This window comes from Geodermatophilus sp. SYSU D01176, assembly GCF_054050015.1.
This window is the reverse complement of the sequence record NZ_JBJGYN010000044.1, coordinates 1-19849: the sequence shown is the minus strand read 5'-3', so window position 1 is coordinate 19849 and position 19849 is coordinate 1. Positions and strand designations below refer to the sequence as shown.

Sequence of the window (19849 nt, the reverse complement as noted above, 5' to 3'; positions counted from 1 at the left end):
CTTGGGACAGTGGGGACGTGGTCTCCCTGCTCGCCCGACTGAACCTGCCCGGGCAGCGGGACCCGGGCGCCCGCCCGTCGCGGCACGCCCCCGTCCTCGCCGCCGTGGCGACCGCCGCCGTCACCCTGCTGGGGCTGCTCGGCGTGGGCCTCGCGTCGGTCGTGGTGCAGACGCTCGACCCGGCCGGCGGCCTGCCCGTGGCCGACTCGGCCCGCCTCGCCGGGCAGCTCTGGCTGCTCGCGCAGGGCGGTGGCCTGACGCTGGCGTCCGGTCCGCTGGTGCTGGCGCCGCTGCTGCTCACCGGCGTCGTCGCCTGGGGCCTGTCCAACGCCGGCCGTGGCGTCGTCCGCGCCTGCGACCTCTCCGGCGGGCGGCCGCTCGCCGCCGTCCTGGCCGCCGCGGTCGCCACGCACACGCTGTTCTCGTTGCTGGTCGGGCTGCTCGTCGACGCCCCCGGTGCGGAGGTCGACCTGCTGCGGTCGGTGGTCGGCAGCGCCGTCCTCGCCGTCCTGGCCGTCGGCTGGGGAGCGGCGCGCGACTCCGGCCTGCTCGACGACCTGCTCGACGACCACCTCCCCGGGCCCGTGCGGCCGCTGCTGCGCGCGGTCGCCGCCGGGCTGCTGACCTCGGGGGCCCTCGGCCTGCTGGTCGTGGCCGTGGCCCTGGCCGCCGACACCGCCGGCTACGCGGCGCTGGCCGGTTCCCTCGGCGGGTCCGCCGCGGGGGCGGTCGGGCTGCTCGCGCTGGGTGTCCTGCTGCTGCCCAACGCCGCGGTCGCCGCGATCGGTGTGGCCGCGGGGCCGGGCTTCGCCGTCGGCACCGACACCCTCGTCTCCGTGCACGGCGTGACGCTCGGCGGGGTCCCGGCGCTGCCGCTGCTGGCCGCGCTGCCCGACACCCAGGCCGTGCCGCTGCTGGCCTTCGCCTCGCAGGTCGTGCCCGCCCTCGCCGGCCTGGTCACCGGCACGACGCTCGGCCGCCGGCTGGGCGACGCCGACGGCGGCTCGGTCGTGGCCGCGCTGTGGGGGGTGCTGGCCGGGGCGCTGCTCGGCGTCGCCTGCGGCCTGCTCGCCTGGGCGGCCGGCGGCTCGCTCGGCGACGGCGTGCTGGCCGACGTCGGGGCGCCACCGGTGGCGACCGGCCTGGCGGTCGCGCTGCAGGCGGGGGTGGCCGCGGCGGTCGCAGGCGCGGTCAGCCGCTGGCGTTCCCTGGGCTGAGGGAGTCCCCGGCCCCGTGCAGGGCCCCGCCGCCGGCTCCGTCCCGGGGCCCGCCCCGAGCCTGCGAGGGGTGGGGAGGACGGGGTCCTTATAGGGTCGCTGCCGTGCCCGCCCCCGAGCAGTCCCCGCGGGCGCGGGTCGTCGTCCTGCTGTCGGGGACGGGGTCGCTGTGCGAGGCGCTGCTGCGCGCCGCCGAGGACCCGGCCTACCCCGCCACCGTGGTCGCCGTCGGCAGCGACCGCGCCGCCCCTGGGCTCGAGCACGCCCGGCGCCGCGGCATCCCCACCTTCACCTGCGCGCTGCACGACCACCCCGACCGCGCCGCGTGGGACCGCGCGCTGGCCGTCGCGATCGGCACCCACCGGCCCGACCTGGTGGTCTCGGCCGGGTTCATGAAGCTCGTCGGCCCCGCCGTGCTCGACGCCTTCGGCGGCCGGCTGCTCAACACCCACCCCGCGCTGCTGCCGGCCTTCCCCGGCGCGCACGCCGTCCGCGACGCGCTGGCCGCAGGGGCCGAGGTCACCGGCAGCACGGTGCACTGGGTGGACGCCGGCGTCGACACCGGCCCGGTGATCGCCCAGCGGGCGGTGCCGGTCCTCCCGGGGGACGACGAGGCGCGCCTGCACGAACGGATCAAGGACGTGGAGCGCGAGCTCCTGGTGGAGACGGTGGCGGAGCTCGTCACCTCCGGCACGACGAGGAAGAGCCCCTGATGAGCGACCGCACCCCGATCCGCCGCGCCCTGCTCGGCGTCTACGACAAGACCGGCGTGGAGGAGTTGGCCCGCGGACTGGCCGACGCCGGCGTCGAGCTGGTGAGCACCGGCGCGACCGCGCGCCGCATCGCGGACGCCGGGGTGCCGGTCACCCCGGTCGAGGAGGTCACCGGCTTCCCCGAGTGCCTCGACGGGCGGGTGAAGACGCTGCACCCCGCGGTGCACGCCGGCATCCTCGCCGACCGGCGCAAGCCCGAGCACGTCGCGCAGCTCGAGGACCTCGGCATCGCGCCGTTCGACCTCGTCGTGGTCAACCTCTACCCGTTCACCGAGACGGTGGCCTCGGGCGCCGCCCCGGACGAGTGCGTGGAGCAGATCGACATCGGCGGCCCGGCCATGGTGCGCGCGTCGGCGAAGAACCACCCGTCGGTCGCCGTCGTCGTCGACCCGGCCCGCTACGGCGACGTGCTGGCCGCGGTTGCCGCCGGGGGCTTCACCCTCGCCGAGCGGCAGCGGCTCGCCGTCGCCGCGTTCCGGCACACCGCCACGTACGACATCGCCGTCGCCTCGTGGCTGGGCAACGTGGTCGCCCCGGACGACGACTCGGGCTTCCCAGCCTGGGTCGGCGCCAGCTGGGACCGCGCCGACGTGCTGCGCTACGGCGAGAACCCGCACCAGCAGGCCGCGCTCTACCGCAGCGGCCGGCCCGGCCTGGCGCAGGCCGAGCAGCTGCACGGCAAGCAGATGTCCTACAACAACTACGTCGACACCGACGCCGCCTGGCGGGCCGCCCACGACCACGCCGACCCCTGCGTGGCGATCATCAAGCACGCCAACCCGTGCGGCATCGCGGTCGGCACCGACATCGCCGCCGCGCACCGCAAGGCCCACGCCTGCGACCCGGTGTCGGCCTTCGGCGGGGTGATCGCGGCGAACCGCGAGGTGGACCTCACCATGGCCGAGCAGGTCGCCGAGGTGTTCACCGAGGTCGTCGTCGCGCCGTCGTTCACCGAGGACGGCTTGCAGGTGCTCACCGCGAAGAAGAACATCCGGCTGCTGCGGCTGGCCGCGGCCGACCGCCCGGCCACCGAGCTGCGCCCGGTCGGCGGCGGGCTGCTGGTGCAGAGCGCCGACCGCATCGACGCACCCGGCGACGACCCCACCACCTGGACGCTGGCCACCGGGGAGCCGCTGGACGCCGCCGGCCTCGACGACCTGGTGTTCGCCTGGCGCTCGGTCCGCGCGGTGAAGAGCAACGCCATCCTGCTGGCCCACGACAAGGCCACCGTCGGCGTCGGCATGGGCCAGGTGAACCGGGTCGACTCCGCGCGGCTGGCCGTCGCCCGGGCGGGGGAGCGGGCCGCCGGCTCGGTCGCCGCCTCCGACGCGTTCTTCCCCTTCGCCGACGGCCTGCAGGTGCTGCTCGACGCCGGGGTGCGGGCGGTCGTGCAGCCCGGCGGGTCGGTGCGCGACGAGGAGGTCGTCGCGGCCGCGGGCGCCGCGGGCATCCCGCTCTACCTCACCGGCACCCGGCACTTCGCCCATTGAGGCCCTCGCCGCGGCCGCACGTGGGCCCGCCCGAGGCCGGCGCCGTCGTCGAGGGTGCGGACTTCGCGCGCGTGGACTGGTGGGGCGCCGAGCTCGACGGCGTCACCTTCAGCCGCTGCCGGTTCGAGGACGCCGGGCTGGAGGAGCTGGTCACCCGGCGGTGCGTCTTCGACTCGTGCGTGCTCACCGGCGTGCGGATGGGCGGGGCCAGGCACAGGGGGACGGCGTTCCTCTCCTGCCGCCTCGACCGTGCGCGGCTGTTCGACGTCACCTGGGACGGCTGCAAGCTGACCGGCTCGCAGTTCCCCGGCGCGCAGCTGCGGCCCATGACCACGACCGACAGCGACTGGAGCTGGACGTCGCTGCGCGGCGCCGACCTCTCCGGGCTCGTGCTGGCCGGTCAGCGGTTCCGGGAGGCCGACCTCACCGACGCCGACCTGCGCGACAGCGACCTCACCGGCACCGACCTCGACCGAGCACGGCTGCAGGGGGCGAAGCTGCGCGGGGCCGACCTGCGCGGCGCCTCGACCGACGCGATCGACTGGCGGGCGTTCGAGCTGACCGGCGTCCGGCTCGACCTGGTGCAGGCCGTCCAGGTCGCCCGCGCCCACGGCGCCCTCGTGGGGGACTGACCGGACGCCCCGGCCGAACGGTGTGCGCCGCGGTGGGACCGCGCCGCGGCGCACACCGTTGCCCTGACCCGTTCCTGCTACCTCCAGCGGGGGCTGGTGAAGAGGGCCTTGAGGGCGCCGAGCAGGCCCAGCACCGGGACGGCGACGGCGAACCAGAACCCCGTGTCGATGGTGTCGGGGTCCCAGCCGACGTCGGCCAGCGGCACGAGCACCCCCGCCCCGGCCACCAGGCTCACCAGCAGCGCCAGCACACCGAGGAAGCGGTGCGACCGGGCGGGCAGGACGACGAGCAGGCCCAGCAGGAACAGCGCGGCGCCGCCCAGGACGACGGCCATCGGCTGCCAGAACCCGTTGCCCACCAGCTCGGCAGTGCCGCCCTCGGCGAGATCGTCGAACCCGCTGCGGACCAGGTCCCAGCCGGTGAGGTCGCTGCCGGGCAGCCACCGCAGCAGCAGGCTCACACCGGCCGACATGCCGGCCAGGAGCAGCAGCAAGCTCGCCAGGCTGTCCGGGCGCCGCACGCGCACCGGCTCGGTCGAGTACCCCGGGACGGTGCGCGGCGCGTACCCGACCGGCGGCGGGGGCGGAGTGGTGGCGTAGCCGGGCCCGCCGTCGGTGCGCACCGGCTGGATGCCCGGGATGGTCTGTTCGCGCCAGTCGTCGGTGCCCCGCGCTCCGGCGGCCGGCGTCTTCTCGCGCTCGCTCATCTGCACTCCTCGCGCACTCGCGGGCGGGGAGGCGCCCGCACCAGCGAGAGTAGGACGGGGTGGCGGCTCCCGGAGCCCTCTCCGGCAGACTGTCGGCCGTGCAGGCGACGACGCTCGACGGCAAGGCCACCGCAGCAGCCATCCGGGTGGAGCTGACCGAGCGGGTGGCCGCCCTGACCGCCGCCGACCACCGCCCGGGCCTGGGCACGCTGCTGGTCGGCGACGACCCGGGCAGCCGCTGGTACGTCAACGCCAAGCACTCCGACTGCGCGCAGGTCGGCATCGCGAGCATCCAGCGGGAGCTGCCGGCGACGGCGACGCAGGCCGACGTCCTCGAGGTCGTCGAGGAGCTCAACGCCGACCCGGCCTGCACCGGCTACATCGTCCAGCTGCCGCTGCCGAAGGGCATCGAGGAGAGCGCCGTCCTCGAGGCGATGGACCCGGCCAAGGACGCCGACGGCCTGCACCCGGTCAACCTGGGCCGGCTGGTCCTCAACGTCCCCGGCCCGCTGCCGTGCACACCGGTCGGCATCGTCGAGCTGCTGCGCCGGTACGACGTCCCCATCGCGGGCGCGGAGGTCGTCGTCGTCGGCCGGGGCATCACAGTCGGCCGGCCGCTGGGGCTGCTGCTCACCCGCCGCAGCGAGAACGCCACGGTGACCCTCTGCCACACCGGCACCCGCGACCTCGCCGCGCACCTGCGCGGCGCGGACATCGTGGTCGCCGCCGCCGGCGTCCCCGGCCTGGTCACGAAGGACGTCGTCAAGCCCGGCGCCGCGGTCCTCGACGTCGGCGTCAGCCGGGTCGACGGGAAGATCGCCGGCGACGTCGCGCTCGACGTGGTGGACGTCGCCGGCTTCGTCGCCCCGAACCCGGGCGGGGTGGGGCCGATGACCCGGGCGATGCTGCTGCAGAACGTCGTCCTGGCCGCCGAGCAGGCCGCCGCCGCGGACGTCCTCTCCGCCTGATGTCGCGCCCGCCGCTCTACACCCGCCGGCCCTTCCTGGCCGGCCTGCTGCGGCAGCTGCCGCTCCTGGTGGTGCTGCTCGCGGTGGGCACCGGCCTGCTCATGGTGACGTTCGAGCACTGGCGGCGCGGACTGGTCGTCGTCGGGCTCGCCCTGGTCGGCGGCGGGCTGCTGCGGCTGCTCCTGCCGCTGCGCCGGGTGGGCTTCCTCGCCGTCCGTAGCCGGCCGGTGGACGTCGTCCTGCTGGCCGGCGTCGGGGTGACCCTGACCGTCTTCGCGCTGGCCATCCCTGGGGAGTGAGGTGGCAGATCACCTGATCGGGCGGTCCGGCGTCCTCAACGATAGGTTGGCCGCCATGGCAGAGCAGCCCAGGAACGGCAAGGTGACCGTCGTCGGTGCCGGGTTCTACGGCTCGACCACCGCCCTCCGACTCGCGGAGTACGACATCTTCGAGACCGTCGTGCTCACCGACATCGTCGAGGGCAAGCCCGAGGGCCTGGCCCTCGACATGAACCAGTCCCGGCCGATCGAGGGCTTCGAGACGAAGGTCGTCGGCGTCGGCGGCGGCTCGTACGAGGGCACCGAGGGGTCGGACGTCGTCGTCATCACCGCGGGCCTGCCCCGCAAGCCCGGCATGAGCCGGATGGACCTGATCGAGACCAACGCGAAGATCGTCCGGTCGGTCGCCGAGAACGTCGCGCAGACCTCGCCGGACGCGGTGGTCATCGTGGTCTCCAACCCGCTGGACGAGATGACCGCGCTGGCCCAGCTGGCCACCCAGTTCCCGAAGAACCGGGTGATGGGGCAGGCCGGCATGCTCGACACCGCCCGGTTCTCCAACAACGTCGCCGAGGAGCTCGGCGTGCCGGTCGCCTCGGTGCGCACCCTGACCCTCGGCTCGCACGGCGACACGATGGTGCCGGTGCCCTCGCGCTGCACGGTCGACGGCAAGCCGCTGGCCGAGGTCCTGCCCGCCGACCGGATCGAGCACCTGGTGGACCGGACGCGCAACGGCGGGGCCGAGGTCGTGGCGCTGCTCAAGACCGGTTCGGCCTACTACGCGCCGTCCGCGGCCGCCGCCCGCATGGCGCGCGCGGTCATGGAGGACTCGGGTGCGGTCATGCCGGTGTGCGCCTGGGTGGACGGCGAGTACGGCATCTCCGGGGTCTACCTCGGGGTCGAGGCCGAGATCGGGCGCGATGGCGTGCGCCGGGTGGTCGAGGGCGACCTGACCGAGAGCGAACTGGCCGGACTGCGCGAGGCGGCCGAGGCCGTGCGCGCCAAGCAGGCCGACGTAGCCGACCTCTGAGCCGGACCGGCTCGGAGCATGTAGAGAGGGACCCGCACGTGGCGAAGATCAAGGTCGAGGGCACCGTCGTCGAGCTCGACGGTGACGAGATGACCCGGATCATCTGGCAGTTCATCAAGGACCAGCTGATCCTCCCGTACCTCGACGTCAACCTCGAGTACTACGACCTGGGCATCGAGAAGCGCGACCAGACCGACGACCAGATCACGATCGACGCGGCCGAGGCCATCAAGCGCCACGGCGTCGGCGTCAAGTGCGCGACGATCACGCCGGACGAGGCGCGCGTCGAGGAGTTCGGCCTCAAGAGGATGTGGCGGTCCCCGAACGGGACGATCCGCAACATCCTCGGCGGCGTCATCTTCCGCGAGCCGATCATCATGTCCAACGTGCCGCGGCTGGTGCCGGGCTGGACCAAGCCGATCGTCGTCGGCCGTCACGCGTTCGGGGACCAGTACCGCGCCACCGACTTCCGCTTCCCCGGCGAGGGCACGCTGACGATCACGTTCCAGCCGAAGGACGGCGGCGAGCCGATCCAGCACGAGGTGTTCCAGTCGCCGGGCGCCGGTGTCGCGCTGGCGATGTACAACCTCGACGAGTCGATCCGCGACTTCGCCCGGGCCTCGATGAACTACGGCCTGCAGCGCGGCTACCCGGTCTACCTGTCGACCAAGAACACGATCCTCAAGGCCTACGACGGCCGGTTCAAGGACCTGTTCGCCGAGGTCTTCGAGGCCGAGTTCAAGGACCAGTTCGACCAGGCCGGCATCACCTACGAGCACCGGCTGATCGACGACATGGTCGCCGCGTCCCTGAAGTGGGAGGGCGGCTACGTCTGGGCCTGCAAGAACTACGACGGGGACGTGCAGTCCGACACCGTGGCGCAGGGCTTCGGCTCGCTGGGCCTGATGACCTCGGTGCTGATGAGCCCCGACGGCCGCACCGTCGAGGCCGAGGCCGCGCACGGCACCGTCACCCGGCACTTCCGCCAGCACCAGCAGGGCAAGGAGACCTCGACGAACCCGATCGCGTCGATCTTCGCCTGGACCCGGGGCCTGGCCCACCGCGGCAAGCTGGACGGCACCCCCGAGGTGACCCGGTTCGCCGAGACCCTCGAGCGGGTCTGCATCGAGACCGTCGAGAGCGGCCAGATGACCAAGGACCTCGCGCTGCTGGTCTCCAAGGACCAGCCGTGGCTGAACACCCAGGACTTCCTGGCGGCCATCGACAGCAACCTGCAGAAGGCCATGGCCTGAGAAAGGACCCCCTGCCCCCCACCGCTCGCAGGCTCGCGGCGGGGCCCTGCAGGGGGCCTCGACGGCGGCCCCCCACCTCACGGTGGGGGGCCGCCGCGTGTTGGGAGGGGGTCGGGCGACGGGAGCCGCTGCACCGGGGTCTCGCGCGCGCGGAGGGCCCGGTGGCGCGGTGGTGATCGCGGCCTGTGGACGGCGCCCGCGGAGTGGCCCAGGAACCGGCACCCTGCCCGGTGCCCGTACCGCCACATCGCCCCGAGACCCTGCGCGGTCGCGTCTTCCGCGGCACCTGGGCCGTCCGCCACGGCCTGCTCACGGAGGACCAGCTCCGCAGCTCGGCCTGGCGGCGTCTGCGCCGCGACGTGTACGCCGACGCCGCCCTCGCGGACAGCCACCGGCTCGCCCCCCTGGGCGTCTGGGCGGTCGCTCCACCCGGGGCGGCGTTCGGTGGGCGCACGGCGGCGGCGAACTGGGGTGGTGAGGCCTGCGCCGGTCCCGTGGAGCCGGTCGAGGTGGTCGTGCCTCCGGGGCTGCGATCGCGGCCGGCTCCCGGGGTGCTCGTGCGGACTGCGTCCCTGGACGGCGACGTGGTCCACGAGCGCCGGGATCTGCCGCGCACGAGCCGCGTGCGCACCGCCGTGGACACCTCATCCGCCGGGGTTCGGTGGACGACGCCGTCGTGCTCCTCGACCGCCTCGTACACGCCGGAGTGACCCGCCTCGACGGCGTCCGGGACGCCGTCGTCGCCCTGCCCCCGTGCCGCGGCAGCAAGCTGGCCCGGGAGGTCGTCGACCTGGCCGACGGGCTGGCCGAATCCCCGCAGGAGACGCGGTTGCGGCTCCTCCTGCGTCGCGGCGGCCTGCCGGCACCCGAGGCGCAGTACCGGGTCTTCGACGCGGAGGGGTTCGTCGCCCGTGTGGATCTCGCCTATCCGGACCTGCGGCTGGCCGTCGAGTACGACGGTGCCTGGCACGGTGCCCCTGGCGAGCTGGCCCGCGACCGGCGGCGCCTCAACCGGCTCACGGCCGCCGGCTGGCGGGTCGTCTTCGTGACCGCCGAGGACCTGCGCCGGCCGGAGGAACTGGTACAGCGCGTCGCGGCAGCCCTCGCGCGGTGACCACCACCTCTCCACCGGGGCCTCCGCGACCCTGAGACCCCGACGGAGCGGATGTGGGCCGGGCGGCGTGCATCGGTCAGGCGCCGAAGAGCTGGGTCCACCAGGGGCCGCCGGGGCCCTCGGCCACGCCCACGCCGAGCTTCGTCAGGTCGCAGTCGAGGATGTTCGCCCGGTGGCCGGGGCTCTCCAGCCAGGCCTCCATCACCGCGGCGGCGTCGGCCTGGCCGTAGGCGATGTTCTCCGCCCGCGAGTAGCCGATGCCGGCCTGCTCCGCCCGGTCGAAGGGGGAGAGGCCCTCCGGGCTGGTGTGCGAGAAGTAGTCGCGGTCGCGCATGTCCGCGCTGTGCGCCCGTGCCACAGCGGCGAGAGCCGGGTCGGCGGTCAGGGCACCGCAGCCGGCGGCGGCACGGGCCTCGTTCACCAGGGCCAGCACCGCGGCCTCCGCGGAGGGGTCGGCCGGTGCGGCGGCCTGGGCCGCGGGCGCCGGCGTCGGCGCTGCCTCGACCTCGGCGGCGGGCCCCCCGGCCTCGCGGCGGGGCTCCTCGACGTCCGGGGCGGCGGCCGACGACTGCGGGGCCGTCCCGGTCGCGGGGACGGACGGGCTGACCGGGGCGCCGGGGTTGTCGGACGACGCGGTCGGCGCCTGCCCGGGGGCCTGCGCTGCCGGGTCGCCGTCGACGTCGGTCGGCGCAGCCGGGGCCGCCGACCCGCCGGAGGACGACGACCCGTCCGAGGACCACGAGCCCCCGGAGTTCGCCCACCCGCCGGAGGACCACGAGCCGCCGGAGCCGGTCGCCCGACCGGCCGAGGTCGTGGCCGACTCGAGCGACACCGGGTCGGTGAAGCTCTGGACGGCGCCGGACACCATCGGCGCCCCGACCGTCACGACGGCGACGGCGCCGACCACGAGCAGCAGGGGCACCAGGCGCGGGAGCCGCAGGTGGCGACCCCACCGGGCGAGCGCGTCGGCGATGCGGGAAGAGAGCGGCGGACCCGCCGGCATGTGGTGCACGAGGCCGTCCTCACCAGGTGCTAGATCACGAATCGTTACTCTGGCAAGAGTAGCCGTATGCGCAGCGTGATCGGCAGTGGGTTGTGGCCGAGGTCACTGTGCGCAGCCCGACGTCGTCCGGATGGTGCTCCGGCCTGGGCGAGCGGGCAGCATGGACGTCGTCCTCCAGCCCCGTTCGACAGGAGCACGCCGCCGGTGAGCGACGTCTGGCTCAACATCGTGATGGTCGTCGTCTTCGTCCTGATCGGCGGCGCCTTCTCGGGGGCGGAGATCGCCCTCGTGTCCCTGCGCGAGTCGCAGGTGCGGGCGATGGCCGAGAACGGGGGACGGCGCGGCAAGGCCGTGCAGCGCCTGCTCAGCGACCCCAACCGCTTCCTCGCCGCCGTCCAGGTCGGGGTCACGCTGGCCGGCTTCTTCTCCGCCGCCTTCGGTGCCAGCACGCTCTCCCAGCCGTTCGCCGACTGGCTGGTCGACCTCGGCATGCGCGAGGGCCTCGCCGGCACGCTGGCCTTCGTGCTGGTCACCATCGGGATCAGCTACCTGTCCCTGGTCGTCGGCGAGCTGACCCCCAAGCGACTGGCGCTGCAGCGGGCGGAGGGCTTCTCGCTGCTGGTCGCCGCGCCGCTCAACGCGATCGCCACGCTGTCCCGCCCGGTCATCTGGCTGCTGTCGAAGTCGACGAACGTGCTGGTCCGGCTGCTGGGCGGGGACCCGAAGGCCAGTGGTGAGTCCATCAGCCAGGAGGAGCTGCGCGACCTGGTCACGGCACACGAGTCGCTGAGCTCCGACGAGCGCCGGCTCATCGGCGAGGTCTTCCGGGCCGGCGACCGCGAGGTCCGCGAGGTCATGACACCGCGCACGGAGGTCGACTTCCTCGACGCCTCGATGACCGCCAGCCGGGCGGCCAAGCAGGTCTCCGACTCCAGCCACTCCCGCTACCCGGTCGTCGGCCGCGACGAGGACGACGTCCTGGGCTTCGTGCACGTCCGGGACCTGTTCCTGCCCAACCACCCGGCCGGCCGGGCCGCGACCGTCGGCGGCCTGGTCCGCGAGGTCAAGCGGCTGCCGGGCACCGCCGGCGTCCTCACCGCCCTGTCGGAGATGCGGCGGGAGAACCACCACCTGGCGATCGTCGTCGACGAGTACGGCGGCACCGACGGGATCGTGACCCTCGAGGACCTCATCGAGGAGGTCATCGGGGAGATCTACGACGAGTACGACGAGGACGTCGCCGGCGGCGGGGACGAGCGCCCGGACGGCCCGCAGGAGGTCGACGGGCTGCTCAACCTCGACGACTTCCGCGAGGCCACCGGCCTGCAGCTGCCCGAGGGCCCCTACGAGACCGTCGCCGGCTACGTGCTGGCCGAGCTCGGCCGGTTGCCGGTCGCCGGGGACGCCGTCGAGGTGGAGGGGCGGACGCTGACCGTGCTGGAGCTCGACGGACGGCGGATCGCGCGCATCGAGGTCAGCCGCGCCCCGCAGCCCGAGGTCGACCCGGCCCAGGTGGCGACCGGGACGATCGGCCCCTGACAGCGGTTCTCGGGTCGGTTGCGGGTGGGTCGACTGGCGAGATCGGCGCTCTCGCACGCTTCGAGGCCGGTGACCGTGCGAGACCGCCGATCTCGCCGCTGCGTCGGCACGAACCGTCCACCCATCAGCACACCGCTGTGAGGCTGGGGTCAGGCCCGCTGCTGGGCGGTCTCCCAGGCGTCGCGGACGATGCCGGCCAGGTCGGTGTGCTTCGGCGTCCAGCCCAGGTCGCCGCGGATCTTCTCGCTGGAGGCGACCAGCTGCGCGGGGTCCCCGGCCCGCCGCTGACCGACCTCGACGGGCACCGGGTGCCCGGTGACCTCGCGGACGGCGTCGATCACCTGCTGCACCGAGAAGCCGGTGCCGTTGCCCAGGTTGTAGATGCGGTGCTCACCCGGGGCCGGCGCGGTCAGCGCGAGCAGGTGGGCGTCGCTGAGGTCCTCGACGTGGATGTAGTCGCGGATGCAGGTGCCGTCGGGGGTGGGGTAGTCCTCGCCGTAGATGGTCAGGTGCTCGCGGGTGCCGGCGACCACCTGCAGCGCGATCGGGATGAGGTGGGTCTCGGTGGTGTGCCGCTCGCCGAGGCCGTACGCGGCGCCGGCCACGTTGAAGTAGCGCAGGCTCACCGCCGCGAAGTCGTGGGCGGCCGCGTAGGAGGTCAGCATCGCGTCGACGGCGAGCTTGGTGGCGCCGTAGGTGTTGGTGGGCCGGGTCGGGGCGTCCTCGCGGATCGGCACCTGCTCGGGCTCGCCGTAGGTGGCCGCGGTGGAGGAGAAGACGATCCGGCGGCAGTCGGCCGCGCGCATGGCCTCCAGCAGCGCGAGCGTCCCGGCCACGTTCGTGTCCCAGTAGATCTCCGGGGCGACCTGGGACTCGCCGACCAGGCTCTTGGCCGCGAAGTGCAGCACCGCCTCGGGGCGGACCTCGGCCAGGACCGGCGCGGAGTCGTGCAGCGACGCCTCGACCAGCCGGGCCTCCGAGGGGACGGCGTCGGCGTGCCCGGTGGAGAGGTCGTCGAGGACGGTCACCTCGTGGCCTCCCTCCAAGAGGGCGGCCGTGACTACGCTGCCGATGTAGCCGGCTCCACCGGCGACGAGAACGCGCATGCGCCCACCCTAGATCCGCGCGCGGTCGCCCATCGGCGCGACGCGGAGGCGCGGTCAGGAGGTCCGGACGTGGTCAGCGCACGACCGGCGGTGCAGCAGCTGCCCGCCTACCGGCCGGGGCGCAACCCCGCCGACCTCGCCCGCGAGATCGGCGTCGAGCGCGCGGTGAAGCTGGCCAGCAACGAGGTGGCGTTCCCGCCGCTGCCCGCCGTCGTCGAGGCCCTGGCGGCCGCGGCGGGGCAGACCAACCGGTACCCCGACAACGGCGCCGTCGTCCTCACCGCCGCTCTCGCGGAGCGCTACGGCGTCGACCCCGGCCAGGTCGTGACCGGCTGCGGCGCGGTGATGCTCTGCCAGCAGTTGGCGCAGGCGTTCAACGACCCGGGCACGAGCATCGCGTTCGCCTGGCGGTCCTTCGAGATGTACCCGCTGCTGGCCCAGGTGGCGGGGGCGCGGGCCGTGCAGGTGCCGCTGGTGCCCGGCCGCCCGGGTGGCCCCGCCGACACCCACGACCTCGAGGCGCTGGCCGCTGCCGTCGACGACAGCACGCGCGTGGTCTTCGTCTGCAACCCGAACAACCCCACCGGGACGGCGGTCCGCCGGGCCGAGCTCACCACCTTCCTCGACGCCGTCCCCACCGACACCCTCGTCGTCCTCGACGAGGCCTACCGCGAGTTCGTCACCGACCCCGACGTCCCCGACGGGCTGGAGCTGGTGCGGGGACGGCCCAACGTGGCGGTGCTGCGCACCTTCTCCAAGGCATGGGGGCTGGCCGGGCTCCGGGTCGGTTACCTGGTGGCCGAGGACCCCGCGGTGGCCGAGGCGGTGCGCAAGACGCACGTGCCGTTCAGCGTCTCCACCCTGGCCCAGGCCGCCGCGGTCGCCGCGCTGGCCAGCCAGGACGAGGTGCGGCGCCGGTGCGCGGCCGTCACCGCCGAGCGGGAGCGGCTCACCGCCGCGCTGCGCGAGCGCGGGCTCGACGTGTCCGACAGCCAGGCCAACTTCGTCTGGCTCCCGGTGGGGGAGGGCACCGCCGAGCTGGCGGCCGCGCTGGAGGCCCGCGCGGTCATCACCCGGCCGTTCGCCGGGGAGGGGATCCGCGTGACGGTCGGGACGCCCGAGGAGGACGACGTCTTCCTCGCCGCCCTCGACCAGGTCCGGTCGACCGCGCCGGTCGCCTGACCCGCCGGTGACGAGGACGTTCGGGACGTGCAGTCCCGGGGCCCGGGATCGGCTGGTTTGATGGCCGTCGTGCCTCTTCCCCGTGTGCTCTCCGGCATCCAGCCGACGGCGGGCTCCTTCCACCTCGGCAACTACCTGGGCGCACTGCGGCAGTGGGTCGCGCTGCAGGAGACGGCCGAGGCCTTCTACTGCGTCGTCGACCAGCACGCGATCACGATGGACTGGGACCCGGAGGAGCTCCGGCGGAACACCCTGACCGCGGCCGCCCAGCTGCTGGCGCTCGGCGTCGACCCGGAGCGCAGCACCCTGTTCGTGCAGAGCCACGTGCCCGAGCACGTGCAGCTGTCCTGGGTGCTGGAGTGCCTGGCCCGCTTCGGCGAGGCCAGCCGGATGACGCAGTTCAAGGACAAGAGCCAGCGGGAGGGCACCGCCGGCGCCTCGGTCGGGCTGTTCACCTACCCCGTGCTGCAGGCCGCCGACATCCTCGTCTACCAGGCCGACGAGGTGCCCGTGGGTGAGGACCAGCGCCAGCACCTCGAGCTGACCCGCGACCTGGCCACCCGGTTCAACGGCCGCTTCGGCGAGACCTTCACCGTCCCCAGCGCCCGGATCCCCGAGGGCGGGGCGAAGGTCCTCGACCTGCAGTCGCCGGAGAAGAAGATGAGCAAGAGCCTGCCCCCGGCCGGCTGCGTCTTCCTGCTCGACGACCCCAAGGTGACGGCGAAGAAGATCCGCTCGGCGGTCACCGACACCGGCCGCGAGGTGGTGGCCGACCCCGAGGGCAAGCCCGGCGTCACCAACCTCCTCACCATCCACAGCGCGCTGTCCGGGCGCAGCACCGGCGAGCTCGAGGAGCACTTCGCCGGCCGCGGCTACGGCGACCTGAAGAAGGAGCTGGCCGAGGTGGTCGCCGACTTCGTGACGCCGGTCCGCCGGCGCACCCAGGAGCTGCTCGACGACCCCGCGGAACTGCAGCGCACCCTGGCGCAGGGCGCGGCCCGGGCCCGCGAGGTCGCCGCCGGCACGGTCGCCGACGTCTACGACAAGGTCGGCTTCCTGCCACCGTCGGGGAGACCCGCGTGAACGACGACACCTTCGTGCCGCGCAGCCGCAGCGTGGCGCAGACCGCCGTCCTGGGGGTGGTCGTCCCCATCCCCGAACCGTGGTCGCAGCTGTTCGTCGACTGGCGGGCCAAGGTCGGCGACCCACAGGCCGCCACCGTGCCGCCGCACGTCACGCTGCTGCCGCCCACCGAGGTGCGGCTGGACGACCGGCCGGCGATCACTGCGCACCTGGCCGAGGTCGCCCGCGCGCACCCGCCGTTCGACATGCACCTGTCGGGCACGGGCACGTTCGCACCGGTCTCGGCGGTCGTCTTCGTGGCGGTGGCCCGGGGCATCGGCAACTGCGAGCTGATCGCCAACGACGTCCGCCGCGGACCGCTGGCCCGGTCGCTGTCCTACCCGTACCACCCGCACGTGACCGTGGCCCACGACGTCCCCGGGGACATGCTGGACCTGGCCTACTGCGGCCTGTCCGACCTCTCGGCGGAGTTCCGCGTCGAGCACTTCACCGAGTTCGAGCAGGGGCCCGACGGGGCCTGGGTGATCGCCCGCGAGTACCCCCTCACCGGTTGAAGGACCCGTCCTCCCGTGGAGGACCCCTTGCCCCTGCTGCCACGCGCAGGCTCGCGGCGGTGAGAGGACCCCGCTGCCCCCCGCCGCTCGCAGGCTCGCGACGGGACCCTGCAGCGGGGCCGTTCCAGTCCGTCACCAGGGCCGGGGCGCGCCGGGCGCGGTCTGCCCGCAGACTCGGGCGGGTGAGTGCCACCCGGACCGAGCGGTCCGCGCCCGCGCCCGCCGAGGACCAGCCTCCCGGCGGCCGCTGGTCACGGGTCACCCAGCTCCCCGGTCGCTGGCAGGCCCGGGTCACCCGGCTGCGCCGCCGCCTCCCGTGGTTCGACCACCTGGCCCGCGCCGGCGGCCGCTACCAGCGCACCCAGGGCGACCTCATGGCCGCGGGCGTCACCTACTTCGTCTTCCTCGGCCTGGTGCCGGTGCTGCTGCTGGTCGCTTCGGTCATCGGGCTGGTGCTCGCCGGCAACCAGCTGCTGCAGCAGGAGCTCTACGCCACCATCCGGGAGAGCTTCCCCGGGCCGACCGGCGCGGAGATCACCGGTGAGCTGCGCGGCGCGGTCGGCTCGGCCCGCGTCGTCGGCGTCATCGGCCTGGTCGGCTTCCTCTACGCCGGGCTGCGTGCCATGGACAAGCTGCGCCTGGGCATGGAGCGCATCTGGAAGGGCCGGGTCGACGACCCCGAGTTCCTCCGCGACAACCTGCAGGACCTGCTCGCGCTGGCCGCCTTCGGTCTCGCCGGCCTGCTCAGCCTCGGCCTCACCGGCGGGGTCACCCAGGCGACGTCGTGGGCGCTGCAGGCCCTGGGCCTCGACGACGCCCCCGGCCTGTTCCTGCTCACCGCGGCGCTGGGCCTGGGGCTGGCCGTCGTCACCGACGTCGTCGTCTTCCTGTGGCTGCTCCGGGTGGTGCCCTCCACCTCGTACCCGCTGCGCCTGCTGCTGCCCGGCGCGCTGTTCGGTGCGGCCGGCTTCGAGGTGATGAAGCTGATCGGCAGCCTCTACCTGTCGCTCATCTCGGGCAGCGTCACGGCGTCGGCGTTCGGCGGGGCGGTCGGCATCCTCATCTGGATCAACCTCGTCTGCCGGTTCGCGTTCTTCACGGCCGCGTGGACGGCGACCCTGCCCCGGGTGCAGGGGGACGCCCGCGTGGTGCCCGAGGTGATCGCCCCGCCGGTCCCGCCGGGGAACGGCGGGACGGCTCCCCGCTGACCGGCGCGGGCACCACCCGGACCGCCCGGCGGACGCCGACCACCGTGGCGACGACGATGCCGGTGGCCGTCACGGCCAGCGCCACCGGCAGCAGCGCCGGCTCTCCGGCCTCCGCGACCGGGACGGGCACCGGCGGCGGCTCGGCGAGGTCCGGCAGGCGGCGTGCCGGGGTCGGGGGCGGCAGCGCGTCGGCGGCGGAGTCGACCAGGCGGCCCACACCCGCGGTCCCGGCCGGGACGGCGAAGCCCCAGTCCAGCAGCAGGGCGGCCTGGTCGGCGGCGCGCAGCGGCACGTTCTCGGTGCCCATCACGCTGACCACCAGCCGCCGCCCGTCGCGCTCGGCGGCGGTGACGTAGGTGTGCCGGGCGGCGTCGGTGAAGCCGGTCTTGCCGCCCAGGTTCCCCGGGGAGTCGGCCAGCGGGTTCTGGTTCTGGATCTGGTAGCCGGGGGAGCGGCCCTCGACCGCGGGCACCTGCGCGACCGGCGTCCGCAGCAGCGCCACCGTGGCCGGGTCCGCGACCAGCCGGCGGAAGACCAGCGCGAGGTCGTAGGGCGAGGAGGTCTGGCCGGCCACGTCCAGTCCGGACGGCGTCCCCGCGACGGTGTCGTGGGCACCGATCGACGCCGCCACCTCGTTCATGGCCCGCACGGTGACGTCGGTGCCACCGGCCGCGCGGGCCAGGGCGCCGGCCGCGTCGTTGCCCGACTGCATCACCAGCGCCTGGAACAGCAGGGCGACCGGGTAGCGCCCGCTGGCCACCAGGCCGACCTTGCTGCCCTCCACCGCCTCGTCCTCGACCGTGCCCTCGACGACCTGCGCCGGGTCCAGCAGCGGGAGGAGTGTCAGCAGGGTCAGGGTCTTCAGCGTGCTCGCCGGGTAGTAGCGGCCGTGCGGATCGCGGGCGGCCAGCACGGCGCCGCTGCCGGCGTCGGCCACCAGCCAGCCGGGCGCGACCACACCGGGGGGCAGCGGCGGAGCGCTGTCGGCGACGACGGTGCCGCGGGTGTCCAGCCGCTCGCCGCCCACCGTGACCCCACCGGGACCGCTGCCCTGCGGCGGGCCGCCCGGCACCGGGGCGGTGGGCGTGGGCGCGGAGGGGTCGGCGGTGGGCCGGGTCTCCTCGGCCAGCGCCGGGCCCGCACCGCCGAGCAGCAGACCCGCGGCCAGCACCGCGGCGGCCAGCCGTGCTGCCGCTCGTCGCATGGCGCGCACGCTAGCCCGCGGCGCCGCCCACCACCGAGGTGCCTTCCGCGCGCGAAAGGCACCTCGGTGGTGGGGCCGACGGTGGTGCGGGCCACCGTGGTCCCGGTCTTGGCAACGATCCCGTTTCGGTCTCTCCCTCGGGGTTCGGCGCAGCCGCGGGGCGCGGTTAGCGTGCCGTCGTCGTGTGCTGGAGGGACCGGCGTCCGCCGGCAGTTCCGCACGCACCCCGACCCACCGGGACCGGCCGCCTGTCCGTGCGACCGGTCCCCCCAGAGAGGAGACCGTCTTGCGCCGAGCGCGGAAGATGAAGGCCAGCGCCCAGGCACTGGCCCTGCTGCTGGCCGGCAGCATGGCCCTGGCAGCCTGTGCCAGCGACGAGCCCGCCACCGGCGGTGGCGGCGAGGAGGGCGGTGGCGGCGCGGCCGCCGAGGAGATCCGGATCGGCCTCGCCTACGACGAGGGCGGCCGCGGTGACCAGTCGTTCAACGACTCCGCCTACGCCGGTGCGTCGGCCGCCGCCGACGCCCTCGGTGCCGAGCTGCAGGAGGTCAGCCCCAACGAGGACGCCTCCAACCGCGCGGAGCTGCTGACCCAGCTGGCCGAGCAGGGCTTCAACCCGGTCATCGCCGTCGGGTTCGCGTACGACGACGTCATCGCCGAGGTCGCCCCGCAGTTCCCGGAGACCACGTTCGCCCAGGTCGACGGCTCGAACGCCGACGGCGCCAAGGGCGACAACGTCACCGGCCTGGTCTTCGCCGAGGAGCAGGGGTCCTTCCTGGCCGGCGTCGCGGCCGCGCTGAAGAGCGAGAGCGCCCACATCGGCTTCGTCGGTGGCGTCGAGAGCCCGCTGATCGAGAAGTTCGAGGCCGGTTACGTCGCCGGTGCGCAGGCGGTCAACCCGCAGATCCGCGTCGACCGGCAGTACATCTCGCCGGCCGGTGACTTCTCCGGGTTCAGTGACCCCGCCCGCGGCCAGATCGTGGCGCAGGGCATGTACGACGCCGGGGCCGACATCGTCTACCACGCCGCGGGCGGCTCGGGCCTCGGCGTCTTCCAGGCGGCCGCCGCCTCCGGCAACCGCGCCATCGGCGTCGACTCCGACCAGTACCTGACGGTGGGCGACCCCGCGCTGCAGGCCGTGATCATGACCTCGATGCTCAAGCGGGTCGACAACGCGGTGGAGCAGTTCATCAACGACTACGCCGAGGGCAACGTCGAGGGCGCGACCGACGTCCTCAACGACCTGTCCACCGAGGGCATCGGCCTGGCCACGTCGGGCGGCTTCATCGACGACATCCAGGCCGACATCCAGCAGTACTCGCAGCAGATCATCGACGGCACCATCACGGTCCCGACGACGATCGAGTGACACCCGTGCGGGTGGTCCCGCACGGCTGATCCACCCTGCGACGGGGGGGGGGGGGGGGGGGGGGCCGGGGGGGCGGGGGGGGGGGGGGGGGGGGGGGGGGGGGGGGGGGGGCGGGGGGGGGGGGGTAATCAACTGACCC

At 74.6% G+C, this 19849-nt stretch carries 20 protein-coding genes; 16 read left to right on the top strand and 4 right to left on the bottom strand.

All coding sequences use genetic code 11. The features are described from left to right. The first annotated feature begins 17 nt into the window (after positions 1–17). The 4 genes from ACI78Z_RS19535 (at position 18) to ACI78Z_RS19520 (ending at position 4112) form a co-directional block, all read left to right on the top strand. Positions 18–1217, top strand: a complete 1200-nt coding sequence (locus tag ACI78Z_RS19535) for a cell division protein PerM (protein WP_457038207.1) — start codon at positions 18–20, stop codon at positions 1215–1217. 104 nt (positions 1218–1321) lie between these two features. After that, positions 1322–1930 carry a phosphoribosylglycinamide formyltransferase gene (gene purN / locus ACI78Z_RS19530; RefSeq protein WP_457038206.1) on the top strand — a complete coding sequence of 203 codons (609 nt, stop codon included), beginning with the start codon at positions 1322–1324 and terminating at the stop codon, positions 1928–1930. Continuing rightward, positions 1930–3480 (top strand): bifunctional phosphoribosylaminoimidazolecarboxamide formyltransferase/IMP cyclohydrolase, encoded by a 1551-nt coding sequence (gene purH / locus ACI78Z_RS19525; protein ID WP_457038205.1) that lies wholly within the window; start codon positions 1930–1932, stop codon positions 3478–3480. Before purN ends, purH begins: the two co-directional genes overlap by 1 nt. 20 nt (positions 3481–3500) lie before the next feature. After that, entirely contained in the window at positions 3501–4112 is a 612-nt protein-coding gene (locus ACI78Z_RS19520) for a pentapeptide repeat-containing protein (RefSeq protein ID WP_457038204.1), read from the top strand. A 77-nt stretch (positions 4113–4189) separates the two neighbouring features. Here ACI78Z_RS19520 and ACI78Z_RS19515 read toward each other — a convergent pair whose 3' ends face one another. Beyond that, on the bottom strand, positions 4190–4819 hold the full coding sequence (locus tag ACI78Z_RS19515) for a hypothetical protein (RefSeq protein WP_457038203.1): 630 nt from the start codon (positions 4817–4819) through the stop codon (positions 4190–4192). Between the two features lie 98 nt (positions 4820–4917). Between ACI78Z_RS19515 and ACI78Z_RS19510 the strand changes: the two genes are divergently transcribed. The 6 genes from ACI78Z_RS19510 (at position 4918) to ACI78Z_RS19485 (ending at position 9462) form a co-directional block, all read left to right on the top strand. Further along, the gene (locus ACI78Z_RS19510) at positions 4918–5787 is read left to right on the top strand and encodes a bifunctional methylenetetrahydrofolate dehydrogenase/methenyltetrahydrofolate cyclohydrolase (RefSeq protein WP_457038202.1); all 870 of its coding nucleotides are present in this window, start codon (positions 4918–4920) and stop codon (positions 5785–5787) included. Then, a complete protein-coding gene (locus tag ACI78Z_RS19505) occupies positions 5787–6086 on the top strand; it encodes a DUF3017 domain-containing protein (protein WP_457038201.1) in 300 nt (99 codons plus the stop codon). Before ACI78Z_RS19510 ends, ACI78Z_RS19505 begins: the two co-directional genes overlap by 1 nt. 55 nt (positions 6087–6141) lie before the next feature. Further along, positions 6142–7095 carry a malate dehydrogenase gene (gene mdh / locus ACI78Z_RS19500; protein ID WP_457038200.1) on the top strand — a complete coding sequence of 318 codons (954 nt, stop codon included), beginning with the start codon at positions 6142–6144 and terminating at the stop codon, positions 7093–7095. Positions 7096–7133: 38 nt separating this feature from the next. Continuing rightward, entirely contained in the window at positions 7134–8348 is a 1215-nt protein-coding gene (locus ACI78Z_RS19495; protein ID WP_457038199.1) for an NADP-dependent isocitrate dehydrogenase, read from the top strand. Between the two features lie 230 nt (positions 8349–8578). Continuing rightward, positions 8579–9058 (top strand): hypothetical protein, encoded by a 480-nt coding sequence (locus ACI78Z_RS19490; protein ID WP_457038198.1) that lies wholly within the window; start codon positions 8579–8581, stop codon positions 9056–9058. Beyond that, positions 9055–9462 carry an endonuclease domain-containing protein gene (locus ACI78Z_RS19485; RefSeq protein ID WP_457038197.1) on the top strand — a complete coding sequence of 136 codons (408 nt, stop codon included), beginning with the start codon at positions 9055–9057 and terminating at the stop codon, positions 9460–9462. The genes ACI78Z_RS19490 and ACI78Z_RS19485 overlap by 4 nt, the downstream gene beginning before the upstream one ends. A gap of 76 nt (positions 9463–9538) precedes the next feature. Here ACI78Z_RS19485 and ACI78Z_RS19480 read toward each other — a convergent pair whose 3' ends face one another. After that, positions 9539–10465 carry a CAP domain-containing protein gene (locus tag ACI78Z_RS19480; RefSeq protein ID WP_457038226.1) on the bottom strand — a complete coding sequence of 309 codons (927 nt, stop codon included), beginning with the start codon at positions 10463–10465 and terminating at the stop codon, positions 9539–9541. Positions 10466–10669: 204 nt separating this feature from the next. Between ACI78Z_RS19480 and ACI78Z_RS19475 the strand changes: the two genes are divergently transcribed. Next, on the top strand, positions 10670–12004 hold the full coding sequence (locus tag ACI78Z_RS19475; RefSeq protein ID WP_457038196.1) for a hemolysin family protein: 1335 nt from the start codon (positions 10670–10672) through the stop codon (positions 12002–12004). 149 nt (positions 12005–12153) lie between these two features. On the opposite strand, the gene galE is transcribed toward ACI78Z_RS19475, so the two are convergent. Continuing rightward, positions 12154–13110 (bottom strand): UDP-glucose 4-epimerase GalE, encoded by a 957-nt coding sequence (gene galE, locus ACI78Z_RS19470; protein ID WP_457038195.1) that lies wholly within the window; start codon positions 13108–13110, stop codon positions 12154–12156. Positions 13111–13179: 69 nt separating this feature from the next. On the opposite strand from galE, the gene hisC reads away from it, so the two are divergent. From hisC to ACI78Z_RS19450, 4 genes are all read left to right on the top strand, one after another. Further along, positions 13180–14292, top strand: a complete 1113-nt coding sequence (gene hisC, locus ACI78Z_RS19465) for a histidinol-phosphate transaminase (RefSeq protein WP_457038194.1) — start codon at positions 13180–13182, stop codon at positions 14290–14292. A gap of 60 nt (positions 14293–14352) precedes the next feature. Beyond that, entirely contained in the window at positions 14353–15375 is a 1023-nt protein-coding gene (gene trpS / locus ACI78Z_RS19460) for a tryptophan--tRNA ligase (protein WP_457038193.1), read from the top strand. Continuing rightward, complete coding sequence (locus ACI78Z_RS19455; protein WP_457038192.1) at positions 15372–15929, top strand: 2'-5' RNA ligase family protein; 558 nt, start codon at positions 15372–15374, stop codon at positions 15927–15929. The genes trpS and ACI78Z_RS19455 overlap by 4 nt, the downstream gene beginning before the upstream one ends. A 182-nt stretch (positions 15930–16111) precedes the next feature. Beyond that, entirely contained in the window at positions 16112–17137 is a 1026-nt protein-coding gene (locus tag ACI78Z_RS19450; RefSeq protein WP_457038191.1) for a YihY/virulence factor BrkB family protein, read from the top strand. Here the strand turns inward: ACI78Z_RS19450 and ACI78Z_RS19445 are convergent. Beyond that, the gene (locus tag ACI78Z_RS19445; RefSeq protein ID WP_457038190.1) at positions 17025–18341 is read right to left on the bottom strand and encodes a D-alanyl-D-alanine carboxypeptidase family protein; all 1317 of its coding nucleotides are present in this window, start codon (positions 18339–18341) and stop codon (positions 17025–17027) included. The genes ACI78Z_RS19450 and ACI78Z_RS19445 overlap by 113 nt on opposite strands. 286 nt (positions 18342–18627) lie before the next feature. Here ACI78Z_RS19445 and ACI78Z_RS19440 point away from each other — a divergent pair, with 286 nt between their 5' ends. Continuing rightward, a complete protein-coding gene (locus tag ACI78Z_RS19440) occupies positions 18628–19710 on the top strand; it encodes a BMP family lipoprotein (RefSeq protein ID WP_457038189.1) in 1083 nt (360 codons plus the stop codon). The last annotated feature ends 139 nt before the right edge of the window (positions 19711–19849 follow it).